The organism is Kitasatospora sp. UYEF31 (genome assembly GCF_057291755.1).
In genome coordinates this window covers 64111-78224 of the sequence record NZ_JBXAWK010000020.1, presented here as the reverse complement: position 1 = coordinate 78224, position 14114 = coordinate 64111, and the positions used below count along the sequence as shown (strand labels likewise).

Annotated in this window: 11 protein-coding genes and 2 tRNA genes; 3 read left to right on the top strand and 10 right to left on the bottom strand. The window is 69.2% G+C overall.

Going from position 1 to position 14114, the window contains the following annotated elements:
- Positions 1 to 103: 103 nt before the first annotated feature.
- Positions 104 to 1216: a ferritin-like domain-containing protein gene (locus tag AC0Z36_RS12885; protein WP_485462953.1), complete on the bottom strand. Its 1113-nt coding sequence runs from the start codon at positions 1214 to 1216 to the stop codon at positions 104 to 106.
- 110 nt (positions 1217 to 1326) lie between these two features.
- Complete coding sequence (locus tag AC0Z36_RS12880; RefSeq protein WP_485462952.1) at positions 1327 to 1872, bottom strand: hypothetical protein; 546 nt, start codon at positions 1870 to 1872, stop codon at positions 1327 to 1329.
- Positions 1873 to 2103: 231 nt separating this feature from the next.
- On the opposite strand from AC0Z36_RS12880, the gene hisN reads away from it, so the two are divergent.
- Together hisN and AC0Z36_RS12870 are read left to right on the top strand one after the other, a co-directional pair.
- Positions 2104 to 2886: a histidinol-phosphatase gene (gene hisN, locus AC0Z36_RS12875; protein WP_485462951.1), complete on the top strand. Its 783-nt coding sequence runs from the start codon at positions 2104 to 2106 to the stop codon at positions 2884 to 2886.
- A 314-nt stretch (positions 2887 to 3200) separates the two neighbouring features.
- On the top strand, positions 3201 to 3602 hold the full coding sequence (locus AC0Z36_RS12870; protein ID WP_485462950.1) for a CBS domain-containing protein: 402 nt from the start codon (positions 3201 to 3203) through the stop codon (positions 3600 to 3602).
- 199 nt (positions 3603 to 3801) lie between these two features.
- Here the strand turns inward: AC0Z36_RS12870 and AC0Z36_RS12865 are convergent, their stop codons facing one another.
- From AC0Z36_RS12865 to AC0Z36_RS12850, 4 genes are all read right to left on the bottom strand, one after another.
- Positions 3802 to 5880, bottom strand: a complete 2079-nt coding sequence (locus AC0Z36_RS12865; protein WP_485462949.1) for an SEL1-like repeat protein — start codon at positions 5878 to 5880, stop codon at positions 3802 to 3804.
- Positions 5881 to 6150: 270 nt separating this feature from the next.
- Positions 6151 to 6227 (bottom strand) — tRNA-Met (locus AC0Z36_RS12860).
- A 756-nt stretch (positions 6228 to 6983) separates the two neighbouring features.
- Positions 6984 to 7060: transfer RNA gene (locus AC0Z36_RS12855), tRNA-Met, on the bottom strand.
- 60 nt (positions 7061 to 7120) lie between these two features.
- Complete coding sequence (locus AC0Z36_RS12850; protein WP_485462948.1) at positions 7121 to 10087, bottom strand: UPF0182 family membrane protein; 2967 nt, start codon at positions 10085 to 10087, stop codon at positions 7121 to 7123.
- A gap of 246 nt (positions 10088 to 10333) precedes the next feature.
- Between AC0Z36_RS12850 and AC0Z36_RS12845 the strand changes: the two genes are divergently transcribed.
- A complete protein-coding gene (locus tag AC0Z36_RS12845; RefSeq protein ID WP_485462947.1) occupies positions 10334 to 10870 on the top strand; it encodes a PPA1309 family protein in 537 nt (178 codons plus the stop codon).
- A 25-nt stretch (positions 10871 to 10895) separates the two neighbouring features.
- Here the strand turns inward: AC0Z36_RS12845 and AC0Z36_RS12840 are convergent, their stop codons facing one another.
- From AC0Z36_RS12840 to AC0Z36_RS12825, 4 genes are all read right to left on the bottom strand, one after another.
- Complete coding sequence (locus AC0Z36_RS12840; protein WP_485462946.1) at positions 10896 to 11948, bottom strand: YlbL family protein; 1053 nt, start codon at positions 11946 to 11948, stop codon at positions 10896 to 10898.
- 9 nt (positions 11949 to 11957) lie between these two features.
- Complete coding sequence (locus AC0Z36_RS12835) at positions 11958 to 12194, bottom strand: hypothetical protein (protein ID WP_485462945.1); 237 nt, start codon at positions 12192 to 12194, stop codon at positions 11958 to 11960.
- Positions 12195 to 12344: 150 nt separating this feature from the next.
- The gene (locus tag AC0Z36_RS12830) at positions 12345 to 12767 is read right to left on the bottom strand and encodes a molybdenum cofactor biosynthesis protein MoaE (RefSeq protein ID WP_485462944.1); all 423 of its coding nucleotides are present in this window, start codon (positions 12765 to 12767) and stop codon (positions 12345 to 12347) included.
- Positions 12768 to 12803: 36 nt separating this feature from the next.
- Positions 12804 to 13901: an NAD-dependent epimerase/dehydratase family protein gene (locus AC0Z36_RS12825; RefSeq protein ID WP_485462943.1), complete on the bottom strand. Its 1098-nt coding sequence runs from the start codon at positions 13899 to 13901 to the stop codon at positions 12804 to 12806.
- Positions 13902 to 14114: the final 213 nt, after the last annotated feature.

The following is a 14114-nucleotide window of genomic DNA, read 5'->3' as shown; positions in this document are numbered from 1 at the left end:
GGACGGCCACACAATCGCAGTCGGTGGACCAGGTGGCGCCCCCTGTGAACCAAAGCTGCTTCACAGCGGGGCTGTGGCCTCCAGCCACGCTCCTTCGCTTCGCTCAGTCGCGCCCCGACTGCACCATGTCGTCGATCTCCCCCTCGCGGGCCTTCTCCTCCGCGGCGAACCTGCGGCGCTGCCGGTCCAGTTCCTCGGCGCTCTCCTCATCGGCGCGCATCAGCGCGTCGAGGTTGCTGTCGCCCATCTCAAGCACGCCCATGTCGGCGAACGCCGCGCGCACCTTGGGCCCCCACAGGCCGATGTCCTTGATGCACGGCACGATGCGGCTGAACAGCAGGCGGCGGAAGTCCCGGACGTACTCGGAGTTCTCGGTGGCCTCCCAGGCCTCCTTCTTGTCTATCTTCTCGAAGTTGTCCCACACCTCTTCGCCGCGCAGCCGGTCGCGCATGAGGTAGCAGCCCTGGACGACGAACTCCTCACGTTCGTCGCGCTCCTTCTGGGTGAGTTCGGCGTAGTAGTCGCGCAGCGCGATGCGGCCGAAGGCCACGTGCCGGGCCTCGTCCTGCATCACGTACGTGAGGATCTGCTTGGGCAACGCTTCGCTGGTGAGGTCACGCAGGATCCCGAAAGCGGCCAGCGCGAGGCCTTCGATCAGCACCTGCATGCCGAGGTAGGGCATGTCCCAGCGGGAGTCGCTGAGGGTGTCGTCCAGGAGCGCCTTGAGGCTCTTGTTGATCGGGTAGTAGAGGCCGACCTTGTCCTGGAGGAAACGGGCGTACGTTTCCGCGTGGCGCGCCTCGTCCATCACCTGCGTGGCCGCGTAGAACTTCGAATCAAGGTCGGGTACGGATTCGCAGATACGCGCGGCGCAGATCATCGCGCCCTGCTCCCCGTGCAGGAACTGGCTGAACTGCCAGGCCATGGAGTGCCGGCCGAGTTCCAGCCGTTCCTGTTCGGTCAGCCGGTTCCACGAAGGGGTGCCGAACAGCGTGTGCAGTTCCTGGGGCATCCCCAGCGGGCTGTAGTGGTCGACCTCCTGGGACCAGTCGATGCGGGTGACCGCGTCCCACTGCTTGTCCTTGCCCTTCTGGTAGAGCGCGAGCAGCCGGTCACGGCCGTCGTCGTACTCCCAGGTGAACCGGGCGTGGCCGGCGGCGGGCACTTCCCACGAGGACATCTCGGTGGGCAGGGCGTACAGGGGATGGGTCGACACTAGGAGCCTCCTGGCGCATCCGAAAGGGATGGTTCATGGTGCTTTTGCGTCGTGCGTATTCAGTTGTGTGACGTGGGTGGCGGGCGTCTGTGTGACGTGGGTGGCGGGCGTCAGCCGCCCGGTCCCGCGCTCGGTTTGTTCATCGTGCGGGCGATGGCCTTCGCCGTCGTCCGGGGCTTGGTGACGGCCTTCTTCAGCAGGACGGCCGGGCGGGGCAGGGCCGGCGCCTGACGCTGGTGCGGCAGCGCGGGGGCACCTGCCGCGTCGGGGGCGGACCTGGGTGTGGCGGTGACGCCGAGGCGGGCGCGCAGCCGCTGGCGGCGGCGCTGGAGCACGCGGTCCTGCTGCGGGTTCCGCGCCCGGACCCGCTCGGGGAGGGCCTGCCAGATCTCCAGGACGGCCAGCGCCTGCGGGCGTTCGCCGTACTTCTCCAGGAGGTCGGTGGCCCGCTCGTAGGTCCACGGGGTGTCCATGCCGACGGCGACGCCGTGCAGCAGGGTCGCCAGCTCGCGGAGTTCCTCCCGCGGGAGCCGCCCGGCCAGCGGCGTGTGGTCGAGCGTCCAGCCGTCCACGCCGCGCAGGGGTTCGAGCAGTGCGTCCCCCTGGACGGCCTCGGTCATACGCGTACGCGATCGTCCGGCCCCGAACAGTGCCATGGCTGCCCCTCAGTCCCCCTAAGTCACCCGTACCGGCGAAGCCGCTACGCGGGTGGGAGCTCTTTCGTTGTCTGAGCTTACGAGAGTGCCAGAAGCGGTGGAAGACAGAATTGACACCCTGTTGAGAAATGCCTGGGGGCCGATCAGGTAACGCCCGGAAACGAAGCTTGTGGAACCGCACAGCACGGGTTGGATGGCACGGCGCACCGTGGGGTGGCTAATGTTCGCCCCATGCCCGGCTATGACGATGACCTGCGTCTGGCCCATGTCCTGGCGGACACGGCCGACGCCACTTCCCTCGACCGGTTCAAAGCTCTCGACCTGCAAGTCGAGACGAAGCCGGACATGACCCCGGTCAGCGACGCCGACAAGGCCGTCGAGGAACTGATCCGCAGCCAACTGGAGCGTGCCCGCCCGCGTGACGCGGTGGTCGGCGAGGAGTACGGCACGACCGGCTCCGCGCGCCGCCGCTGGGTCATCGACCCGATCGACGGCACTAAGAACTATGTGCGAGGTGTACCCGTCTGGGCGACCCTGATCGCGCTGATGGACGGCGACGAGGTGGTGGTCGGGCTGGTGTCCGCCCCCGCCCTCGGCCGCCGCTGGTGGGCCACGAAGGGCTCGGGCGCGTGGACCGGGCGGACGCTCTCCCAGGCGTCGCGGCTGCGCGTGTCCGAGGTGTCGAAGCTCGCGGACGCGTCGTTCGCGTACTCCGACTTCGAGGGCTGGGAGGGCCTCGGCCGCCTCGACGACTTCCTGGACCTGACCCGGGCCTGCTGGCGCACCCGCGCGTACGGCGACTTCTGGGGTTACATGCTGGTCGCCGAAGGCGCCGTCGACATGGCCGCCGAGCCGGAGGTCAACCTCTGGGACCTGGCCGCCCTGTCGGTCATCGTCGAGGAGGCCGGCGGCCGGTTCACCGCACTGGACGGCACGCCGGGCCCGGCGGGCGGCAACGCGGTGGCGTCCAACGGACTGCTGCACGAGGAACTACGCGGCTACCTGCACGGCTGAGGTGGACCGCGGTCACGGGGGCGCTGCCGTCACGGCAGCGCCCCCGTAAGTTTTCTGCCCGAAGGTCAGGAAACGTCGAGGTGAAGGTCGGCAGACTTCGGACTGAGCCTCAGCAGGCCTTGGGCCGAAGGTCGGCAAACCTCGGACTGAAGGTCAGCAAACCCCGCAGCAGCAAAAAACACGCCTGGAATTCACCACGAAACGCCCCTTTTCTGCTGGGCCGCAAACTGTCACGATGAGTGAACCCACCCTTGTGAACTTGTGAAAAACTTCCCGAGGACCTCCCTCCACGCCCGCACCGGAGGTGCTGCCGCATGCTCGTCCGCGACGCCATGAGCACACTCGTCCTGACCATCGGCCCGGCCCACACCCTGCGCGACGCCGCCCGCCTGATGTCCGCCCGCCGGGTCGGCGCGGTCGTCGTCACCGATCCGGAGACCTCCGGCATCGGGATCCTCACCGAGCGGGACATCCTGATCGCCATCGGCCTCGGCGAGAACCCCGACATCGAACCGGCCGCCGACCACCTGACCACGGACGTCGTCTTCGCCACCCCCGACTGGACGCTGGAGGCGGCGGCCCGCGCGATGACCCGCGGCGGCTTCCGGCACCTGGTCGTCCTGGACGGCAACGAGGTCACGGGGATCATCTCGGTCCGCGACATCGTGCGCTGCACGGTGGAGCAGCGGAGTCACGCCGAGGAACTGGTGGGCTGAGTCGCCGGGCCCACCCCGGCACCCGGCCCCACCCGCTGTGTCCGCCGGCGCAGTCGCATTGCGGCATGTGGGCCACCTGTCGCAGGCCGTCGGCGGGTTTCGCCGCGTCGGTCATGCTCGGAATGCGGTGGTTCGATCTTCGTTCACAGCATTCCGGGCACGACCGGTTTTCGGGTACGGGAGTTTCGGGTACGGGAGTTCAGGCGCTCAACCGCTCCGCACGCAGCGCCTCCAGCAACCGGCGCACCCGCGCGCCGACGTCCGGGTCGCCGGAGTCAAGCGCCGGGCCGCACCAGGACTCGGCCCCGGCCAGGTCCTCGCGCCGCAGCGCCACCGCGATCAGCCGCAGTGCCGCCCGCCCGTGCCCGCGGATGGCGGCCTCGCGCAACCACGGCTCCGCGTCCGCGTCCTGACCGTGCCTCAACCCGATCAGACCGAGGTTGTACGCGGCGGCGGTACTGCCCGCTTCGGCGGCGGTCCGGAACCGGCGGACGGCTTCGGTGTCGTCGCCGAGCCTGGCCGCGGTCACCCCGGCACGGAGCATCGCGGGCCGGTGCCCGGCGTCAGCCGCCGCGCTGTACCAGCGCAGGGCGCCGTCCTGGTCGCCGCGGTCGGCGTGCAGGGCACCGAGCCGGAAGGCGGCGAGCACCTTCCCGCCGTCGGCGGCAGTGCGGTACGCGACGGCCGCCTTCTCGCCGTCGCCGTACCGTTCGCACAACAGACCGAGCTGCAAAGCCGCTTCGACGTGACCGGCGTCCGCCGCCTGGGCCCACGCGCGCCCGGCGTCCTCCGCACGGCTCTTGCGGTGGTGCAGGATGCCGAGGTTGTACGCGCCGTCCACACTGCCGGCTTCGGCGGCGCGGCTGAACCACACCTGTGCTTCGCCCTCGTCGCCGCGGCCGAGGAGCAGCCCGGCCAGGGCGTTCGCAGCTTCGGCGTGACCGGCGTAAGCGGCCATGCGGTACCAGCGTTCCGCCTGGGCCGGGTCGCCCCGGCCGCCGGGGAGGCGCTGGCCGCCGGGGACGCTCTGGCCGCCGCAGTTCTCACCGGCACCGTTCCGGGCAGCACCGGTCTGTCCGGCGTTCGTCTGCCCCGCGTGCAGCAGGCCGAGATTGAAGGCGCCGTTGCACTCCCCCGCGGCGGCGGCCTTTTCGTACCAGTGGGCGGCGTCCGCGTCCCGGCCCTCGGCGGCGAGCGTCGCGCCCAGCGCGTTGGCCGCGACCCCGTCCCCGGCTTCGGCGGCGTGCTGCCACCACTGGACGGCTTCGGCGGTGTCACCGGTGTCCTGCAGCAGGAAGCCCAGCGCACGGGCCGCGGTCGCGTCGCCTTCCTCGGCCGCGAGGCGGTACCAGTCCTGGGCCTCACCGGCGTCGCCGTCGCGCTGCAACAGCCCGGCCAGGTGCACGGCGGCGCGGACGTGCCCGCACGAGGCCGCCCGCAGGAACCAGGCCGCGGCGGCCCGTTCGTCATCCCGGTCGGCGCCCATGAGCCCCAGGCGGAACGCGGCCTCCGGGTGCCCGGCCTCGGCCGCCCGGCGGTACCACCGCTCGGCGGCGGTGGGCAGCGACTCCTCGAAGTGCCCGCCCAGGGTCAGCGCGGCACGCACGTGTCCGGCGTCGGCGGCGATCCGCAGCCAGTACAGCGCCTGTTCGAGGTCGTCGTCGCCCTGGCCCGCCGCGGCGTCGACCAGGAGCAGTTCACCCAGGGAGTACGCGGCGATGCGGCTGCCGGCCTCGGCCGCCCGGAACCACCAGCGGCGGGCCTCGCCGTCCCGGCCCTGACGGTTCATCAGCACGCCGAGGTTGGTGGCCGCGCCCCGGTGCCCAGTGTCCGCGGCCCGGCGCAGCCACTGTTCGGCTTCCTCCGTGTCGTCGCGGCGCAGCAGGAGGAGTGCGAGTTTGTTGGCGGCTGAGGGGATGCGCCCGGCCCGCTCGCGGTAGCGGCGTTCGAGTTCGTCGTCCTCGCGGCGCTCCAGGTCGTCCGTACTGCCGATCGGATCACTGCCGCCGGACTGCTCACCGTTGCCGCGACGCGGCCGGAAGGGGACCAGGACCGCGTAGTCGTCGGGGCCGCCGCGGTTCTGCCCGGGGATGGACGCCTGGGCGCGGCCTCGGTCCAGGACGACGGTGTCCAGCTCTTCGTCGGCGTAACCGCCGACGGACAGGCCGGAGAGGATGGGCCGGGCGGTGTAGGCGGGTTCGGGTTCGTACACGTCGTCGGCCCAGTAGGCGTCGCCGGGCGTGCGGCCACGCCCGGTCGACGGTCGCATGTGCTGCATGCCGGCCCCCTTCCGCTCCCCCATCGGCTTATCGTCGCACCACGGGCCCCATGCGTGCAGGTCCGGATTCCGCCTTTGCGGGCGTGCGCTCCAGCTCTCCCGAGTCGAGTTGTGTGCGGACGGGGCGAAGCAACGGTCTCGGGAGGATTCTGACCACAACGGCACCGCAGCGGAGCCACGGCGGCACTGCGGCGCGCCCACGCTTGGAGCCTGGCATAAAACCAGCAAGGGCCCGGACACATTTCTGTGTTCGGGCCCTTAACTGTTATGTGGTAGCGGGGACAGGATTTGAACCTGCGACCTCTGGGTTATGAGCCCAGCGAGCTACCGAGCTGCTCCACCCCGCGTCGACATGCTGAACACTACGGCACCGTTGTGGATCAGAGCAAATTCCCCGCGCGGGCTCCGCGCGCCCCCTGCGCCCGTCCTCACCTGCGGTCCCACCTACAAAAATCGATAAAGTGACCGACCGGAAAAACCGGGACACGATCGAGTCTCGACATACGATTTCAAGCCGTGTGGAGTACCCCTCAATGGGGTACGGTCTGCGTCGTGGTCATATCAGAAATGGGCCATTCGAGCATGCCGCGCCGTGTCCCGGTCCCGTCAGTCGACGCTATCCGTGGCCGTATGGGCGAGCGCCTTGACCGGCACCTCGCCCTTTTCGGTCCCGCGACTGTGCCGTCGACGGCGACCACTCGCGACGCTGTCATGGTCATACAAGGCCTCACGCCCCGCTCCGCCCGCAAACCGAACCGACTCGCGTCGATCACGCTGACTGCACCGCTGCGTGGCCTGCGCCGCCGGATTTCGCTGTAACCAAGCCCGTCAGGGCTGCCCGTACGAAATGAACAGCCGAAGGGCCCCGTCCGGAAACGGACGGGGCCCTTCGGTCTTCGCACAGTCGGGCGCAGGTCACGGCCGGGCGCAGGTCACGGCCGGGCGCAGGTCACGGCCGGGCGCAGGTCACGGCCGGGCGCAGGTCACGGCCGGGCGCAGGTGACGCCAGGACAGCACAGCAGTGGACAGCACAGCAGTGGACAGTGCGGCAGAGGACAAAGCAGAAGGCCCGGTCCGTGAGGACCGGGCCTTCTGATTCTTCGTGGTAGCGGGGACAGGATTTGAACCTGCGACCTCTGGGTTATGAGCCCAGCGAGCTACCGAGCTGCTCCACCCCGCGTCGTTGTGTCTTCAGCTTACGCCACGACGCGGGATGGACCAAATCACTTACCTGACGGCACTACGGTTTCGGAGTGGCCGGCGGGGTTGTGGGTGCTGTGGCCGGTGGCGTCTGACCGGCCGGGGCCGGTGTCTGCTGAGCCGGTGTCTGCTGGACCGGGGCGGTCTCCTCGGCCGTGACCGCCCTGTTGATCGCGTCCTTGAGCCGCGTCTGGGCTTCGCCGTACTTGGCGAAGTCGCCGACCTTCAGCGCCTCGTTGGCGTCCGTGATCGCCTTCTGGGCGTCTTCGAGCGCCTGCTTGACCGTGGGGTTCTGGTTCGGCCCGGGGGTCGTCGGCGGTTTCTGCTCACCCGTCGCAGGCGGGGTGACCGGCGGCTGGCCGGGTGCCCCGAACAGCGAGTCGAGCGCCTTGTCCAGCGTGTCCTCGAAGGCGATCTTGCCCCCGTACGAGGCCAGCACCTTGCTCAGCAGCGGGTAGGAGCCCACCGCGTTCGCCTGCAGGTAGACCGGTTCGACGTACAGGACGCCACCACCCACGGGCAGGCTCAGCAGGTTGCCGTACTTCACCTGGGAGCCGGTCTGGTTCAGGATGTTCAGCTGCCTGCTGACGTCGCTGTTCGCGCTGAACTGCTTCTGCATCAGGTCGGGGCCGTTGATGCCCGTCACCGACGGCAGGGTCAGCAGCCGCATCCTGCCGTAGTCAGGGCCAGGATCGGCGTTGACTGCCATGAAGGCAGCCAGGTTCTCCCTGGCGTTCGGCACGAACGTCGTCGTCAGCTTGAAGGACTGCTGCTGCTCCGGTTTGGCCTCCAGCGCGGCCGGCATCTTCATCGACAGGTAGTACGGCGGCTGGTCGCCGGCCGCACCGGTCGGGTCCTTGGGCACCCGCCAGAAGTCCGAACCGTTGAAGAACGTCTTCGGGTCGGTGACGTGGTAGCGGGTCAGCAGGTCGCGCTGCACCTTGAAGAGGTCCTGCGGGTAGCGCAGGTGACTCATCAGGGCCTGCGGGATGTCCGCCTTCTTCTTCACCGTGCCGGGGAAGGACTTCATCCACGTCTTGAGGACCGGGTCCTGCTCGTCCCACTGGAAGAGGGTGACCTTGCCGCTGTACGCGTCCACGGTCGCCTTGACCGAGTTGCGGATGTAGTTGACCTGCCCGGTGTCGCCCACCGCGGCCCGCCGGTTGTCCGCCTTGACGATCGAGTCGCCGGTCGCGTCGCCGAACGTGGTCCGCGTGGCGTACGGGTAACCGTTGGTGGTCGTGTACGCGTCGACGATCCACTCGACCTTGCCGTCGACGACGGCCGGGTACGGGTCGCCGTCGATGGTCAGCCACGGGGCGACCGCTTCGACCCGCTCCTTGGGGGTGCGGTTGTACAGGATCCGCGACTTCTCGTTGATCGAGTTGGAGAGCAGGAAGTTGCCCTCCTTGAACTTCGTCGCGTACAGCAGCTTGTTGAACATCGAGCCGACCGGCACGCCGCCGTCACCGGTGTAGGAGTACACCTGCTGGCCACTGGCCTGCGACTCGTCCGGGTAGTCGATCTCGGACGCCGCGGTGCCCTTGGGGGACCCGACGATCGAGTACTCGGTGGTCTGTTCACCGAAGTAGATCCGCGGCTGGTAGGCGCCCAGCGGACCGGGCTTGTCACCCGCCTTGGTGATGTCCTTCTCCAGGAAGAGCGGCTTGCCCTCCTTGTCGACGGCCGATCCCTCGGCCGCGACCACGCCGTACCCGTGGGTGTACTTGGTGTGGTCGTTGACCCAGTTGTGGCTCTGCGTGCCCTGCGGGTTCAGCTCGCGGAGCGCGATCACCGTGTCCTGGGTCTTGCCGCCTTCGACCTTGTAGCGGTCGACGTCCAGGGTCGTGTTGAACGCGTAGTACTGCTTCAGCTGCTGCAACTGGTTGAAGGTCGGCGAGACCAGGTTCGGGTCGAGCAGCCGGATGCTGGCGGTGTCCGCCGCCGCCTGCCGCAGTTCGGGGGTGGCCGCCGTGTTGCCCTGGTAGTTCTCCGCGTGTACGTCCTTGATCCCGTACGCCTCGCGGGTGGCCACGATGTTGCGGTTGATGTACTCCGCTTCCTTGGCCTGCTCGTTCGGCTTGACCTCGAACTTCTGCACGATCATCGGGTAGAGCCCGCCGATCAGCAGCGCGGACAGGACCATCAGGCCGAAGCCGGCCATGGGCAGCGCCCATGTGCGCCGGAAGACGTTCACGAAGAACAGCACCGCGCACACGATCGCGATGAAGAACAGGATCGTCTTCGCCGGGAGCACCGCGTTGGCGTCGGTGTAGCGCAGCCCGGTGAAGTTCTGCGCGCTCTTGAAGTCGCCGGAGGAGATCGCCAGGGAGTAGCGGTCCAGCCAGTAGGCGACGGCCTTGAACAGGACGAACAGGCCGAGCAGCAGGGACAGGTGCGCCTGGGCCGCGGGCGTCGCACGGGCTCCGGGACTCTGCACCCGCAGGCCGCCGTACAGGTAGTGGGTGAGCACCGCGAGGAGCAGACCCACGACGATCGCCACAAAGGCGAAGTCCACCAGGAAGCGGTAGAACGGCAGGTCGAAGGCGTAGAACGAGACGTCCTTGCCGAACTGTGCGTCCTTCTGACCGAACGACACTCCGTTGACGAACTTCAGCCAGGTCTGCCATTGCCCGGAGGCCGAGGTCCCGGCGATGATCCCGATCAGGACCGACAGGCCGATCATCGCCCACGTGCGGAACGGGGCGATCGTCTGGCGGTAGCGGTCCAGGGACTGCTGTTCCAGCGACATGCCGCGGAACACCGGGCGCAGCCGGTAGGCGAAGTAGACGTTGAGTCCCACGACGACGGCCATGAGCAGGCCGAAGACGAAGAACAGCCCGATGCGGGTCCACAGTCGGGTGGTGAATACGTTGCTGTAACCGACCGACTGGTACCAAAGCCGGTCGGTCCAGAAGTTGGCGAACAGGACCCAGGCCACCACCAGGACCACGAGCACTGCCAGCGTGAGCAGCAGTGTTCGGGAACGGCGGGAGGGGGCTCCCATTCGGATTCGGCGGCCCGGGTCTCCGCGCTCGGGCATCTGGAACACCAAGGGTGCTGCACCTCGATCATGGCCTGGTTTTCGTGCGCCGGGTGTGGCGCCCGTCTCGTAAACTTACCGGCCGCCGCCCTGGTTCCCCACTTCGCAGGGCTATCAGGGCGATCAGATGCGCAATGGTAATGAGACCGCCAAGCCCTCCGCGGCACCCGGGTGCGCGGGGTCTCCCGTTTTGCAGGCAGGATTGTGTCTATGTCTCTTGCACTCACCCAGGCCGTCCTGGAGATCGAGCGGTACGTGTCCGACCTCGGCTGGGATCAGCCGGCCCGGTTGTTCGCCCTGGTCGACACCCACCAGCTCCTCGAAGCCGAACCCCAGTTGGCGGCCCAGCTGGGCCTGTCGGCCGACCCCGACTCCCCCAACACGCTCACCCCCATCGAACAGGACGAGATCCCGGCGAACGTGCCGGTGGACGAGTTCCTGGCGCAGATCGCCTGGCCGGACGCCATCGTCGGCTGCGCCCTGGTCCTGGAGCGTTTGATGCTCCCGCCGGAGGCCGAGGCGAAGATGCCCGGAAACGCCGGCCCCGAGGAGTTGGAGCGCTGGGCGGCGAGCAGCCCGGAGCGCCAGGAGGTGCGGATCGCCGTGGGTGTCACCCGCGACGGCGAGCAGGAGTCGGCGATCCGGCTGCGGACGAAGGACTCGGAGAACGAGGTGCTGTCCGGCGCCGGTCTGGTGCCGGGCCTGGCCGAGGCGCTGAAGGCCACCCTCGCGGGCGCGGACGAGTAATCCGGACGGTACCGCGACGCGCCGGTCAGGGCTGGCAGGTGTTCAGCTGCCCCTGGCCGGTGCGGATGACGTCGAGCGCCTTGAGCGCGTCGGTGACGGTGTCGACCTTGACGAGCGTGAGCCCGCCGGGCTTGGTGGACGCCGCCGCCTTGCAGTTGTCCTGCGGGGTGAGGAAGTACTCCGCCCCCGCGCGGTCGGCCGCGATGGTCTTCATCTGGATGCCGCCGATCGGGCCGACCTTGCCTCCGTCGTCGATCGTGCCGGTGCCCGCGACGAACTTCCCGCCGGTCAGGTCGCCGGGGCTGAGTTTGTCCACGATGCCGAGGGTGAACATCAGTCCGGCGCTCGGGCCGCCGACGTCGGCGAGGTGGATGTCCACCGTGAACGGGAAGACGGGCATGGTGCCGGGCGTGATGCCGACCACCGCGCGGCCGTCGTCCGCAGCCTTCGCCGTGGTGACGACGACGTCCTTGCGGGTACCCGGGGCTTCCTTGGGCTCGACGGTGACGGTGACGTCCTGGCCCGCCTTGTGCTTGGTGATCCCGGCGGCGACGTCCTTGGGCCCGGCCACGGGGACGCCGTCCACGGCGGTGATCACGTCTCCGGCGTGCAGCTTGCCGAGTGCCGCCGCGTCCTTGGCGACCGCGGTGATGACCGTCTTCCGGGTGAACGGGATGTTCAACGCCGTGAACGCGGCCACCTTGGCGTGCTCCTGGGAGGAGCTGAACTCCTCGGCGTTCTCCTGCTCGACCTCGGCGGCGGTCTTGTCGTCCGGGTAGATGCTGGTCTTCAGGACCACGTCGGCGTCGTCGCGCGCCCAGCCGGCGAGGGCGTTGAGCAGCGGCATGTCGTAGGTCTTGTTGGTGACCGAGACGGTGGTCATGTTGAGGTGCCCGGAGGTCGGGAACGTCTCATGGCCCTTGATCTCGATGACCGGGCGGCCCTTGTAGTCGGACAGTGTGTTGACCGTCGGTCCCGGGCTGAGCTCTGCGTACGGGACCGGTGTCAGCACGGCCGCGCACGCCAGGACTATCAGCAGCAGACCGGTGGTGACCAGGGTGGCTGTACGGCGCGTCATGGGCCGAGATTACGATACGGGGCCGTGCATCGGGCGGACCGGGGCCGCCGGGTCCTCCTGATGGCGGTCCTGCGCGTGTGCGGCGGTCCGGGTCACCCGGTCCATCACATCGAGGTAGTGGTCGTAGTGCGCGACCGAATCGTTCATCCGCGGCCCGCGGCGCGAGCGCCCGACCCAGGTGACCCACAGCAGCGCCAGTGCCACGGCGACGACCGGAACAGCGAGCCAGACCGCGATCGACCCCATGCCGGACCCTTTCCCGTACGTTCGCGTTTGACTGACAACCAGGTCACTAATCCTACGTAACCGTGCAGTCATCCGCATAACGGACATTGAGGATCAAGGGCGACTAATCGCGTACGGATTCACCTGTCCGTCACGCCTGCTGTCCCGGCGTCAGCACGCACCGACCCAGTCGGTCGTGCCGTCGGTGTAGACCTGGTGCTTCCAGATCGGCACCGTGTGCTTGAGGTCGTCGATCAGGCGCCGGCAGGCCTCGAACGCCTCGGACCGGTGCGCGCAGGACACCGCGACGACCACCGCGTGGTCGCCGATCTCCAGGCTGCCGATGCGGTGCACGGCGGCCAGTGCCCGCACGGGGAAGTCCGCCACGACCTTCTCCGCGACCCGGCGCAGTTCGTCTACGGCGTTCGGGTGCGCGCTGTACTCCAGACGGGACACACTGCGTCCCCCGTCGTGGTCGCGCACAGTCCCGACGAACAACACGGTGCCGCCCGCGGTGGGGTCGCCGACGGCGGCGAACACCTCGTCCAGCGACAGCGGCGTTTCGCGGATCTCTGCAATACGGATGACGTCCATACGCGGAAGTATTACCGGTCCTGGTTTCCGTTCCTACTACAGCCCTCGACGGCGCTTGCGGGCCCGGCGCACGAACTCCGCCGCGCCCACCAGGGCCACCGTCGCACCGGCCGCGCCGAGGGTCGTCGCCGCGTCCTTGCGCCCCAGCCTGCGGGCGACCAGCGCGTGCCGCCCGGCACCCTCTTCGAGCAGCGCCGCGAAGGCCAGCTCGTTCGTCCACACCGGCCGCCAGCCGGCCGCGCGCAGGCGCGTCGACGGGACGGTCCAGCCGTACATCGTGTACGCCAGATCGCCGGCCGGCGCGGGCGTGAGACCCAGACGGTGCAGCCGTTCGGCCGCACCGAGCGCCAGGCTGGCCGGGAGCTCCATCCGGCGGATCCCGGACATCTCCTCGACCTCCGTCTGTTCCAGCCAGCCGTCACACCCGACGGTCAGCACTCCCTGGACCTTCCCCAAGGCCGCGTACTCAAGTGCACTGGTCAGGTCGTCGACATGACAGAACTGCCAGCGCGGGTCGCCGCCGGACACCACGAGGAGCCGGGGGGCCTCGAAGTGCCGGGTCAGCACGCTGTCGGCCTCCGGGCCGCCGACCAGCGTGGCCGGCCGTACGACGGTGACCGACAGGCCCGGGTGCGCCCGGGGGGCCCGCTCGGCCAGTTCCTCGATCTCCAGCAGGTCGCCGACCAGTGAGGCGTCGGGGGTGGCCCGCAGCGGGGCGTCCTCGTCCAGCGGGGTCGGATTGTCCGGCAGCGCGCCGTAGACCATCGCCGACGTGCACAGCACGACCCGCTTGACCCCGGCCGCCGCCGCGGCGGTGAGCACGGTCTGCGTCCCTCGGACGTTCAGCAGGCTGCGCGAGCGGACATCCGAGTCGAGGGACAGGTCCAGGGCCAGGTGGACGATGACGTCCACGCCCTCCAGACGACCGGCCAGGGCCGGGTCGCGGACGTCCATGATCCGCCAGTGCGCACCGGGGACGTCGCCGCGCCGCTCGTCGATCGCGATTAGCCGGCCGACCCCGTCGTCCGCCGCCAGGCGCAGCGCCAGCCGCCGCCCGAGGCCGTCGGCGGCACCGGTGACGGCGATGACAGGTCCGGTGCGCTCAGAGCGAACCTCCGGGGGCTGGGAACTCACTGGCGGTCTCCCGTGGTTAGTTTGGTAGTACGCAGGTTTTGCTGTGATGTCGGGCGTCAGACCGTAGCGACGCTAGGTCGGACAACGGCCCGACATCACTGGCAGAGCACAGTACGAACGTATAAGAGGCTCCGCAAAGCGGTGGAGCCCCTACGGAACCAAGTCGGCGGAAGAGGTTGCGGTGGACCAGCACCGGCCGGCCCCTCTGGCGGG

What these genes read in the sequence shown, in the direction of transcription:
- AC0Z36_RS12880 (WP_485462952.1), bottom strand. Translation starts at nt 1,872, where the DNA reads ATGGCACTGTTCGGGGCCGGACGATCGCGTACGCGTATGACCGAGGCC.
- hisN (WP_485462951.1), top strand. Translation starts at nt 2,104, where the DNA reads ATGCCCGGCTATGACGATGACCTGCGTCTGGCCCATGTCCTGGCGGAC.
- AC0Z36_RS12870 (WP_485462950.1), top strand. Translation starts at nt 3,201, where the DNA reads ATGCTCGTCCGCGACGCCATGAGCACACTCGTCCTGACCATCGGCCCG.
- AC0Z36_RS12865 (WP_485462949.1), bottom strand. Translation starts at nt 5,880, where the DNA reads ATGCAGCACATGCGACCGTCGACCGGGCGTGGCCGCACGCCCGGCGAC.
- AC0Z36_RS12850 (WP_485462948.1), bottom strand. Translation starts at nt 10,087, where the DNA reads ATGGGAGCCCCCTCCCGCCGTTCCCGAACACTGCTGCTCACGCTGGCA.
- AC0Z36_RS12845 (WP_485462947.1), top strand. Translation starts at nt 10,334, where the DNA reads ATGTCTCTTGCACTCACCCAGGCCGTCCTGGAGATCGAGCGGTACGTG.
- AC0Z36_RS12840 (WP_485462946.1), bottom strand. Translation starts at nt 11,948, where the DNA reads ATGACGCGCCGTACAGCCACCCTGGTCACCACCGGTCTGCTGCTGATA.
- AC0Z36_RS12835 (WP_485462945.1), bottom strand. Translation starts at nt 12,194, where the DNA reads ATGGGGTCGATCGCGGTCTGGCTCGCTGTTCCGGTCGTCGCCGTGGCA.
- AC0Z36_RS12830 (WP_485462944.1), bottom strand. Translation starts at nt 12,767, where the DNA reads ATGGACGTCATCCGTATTGCAGAGATCCGCGAAACGCCGCTGTCGCTG.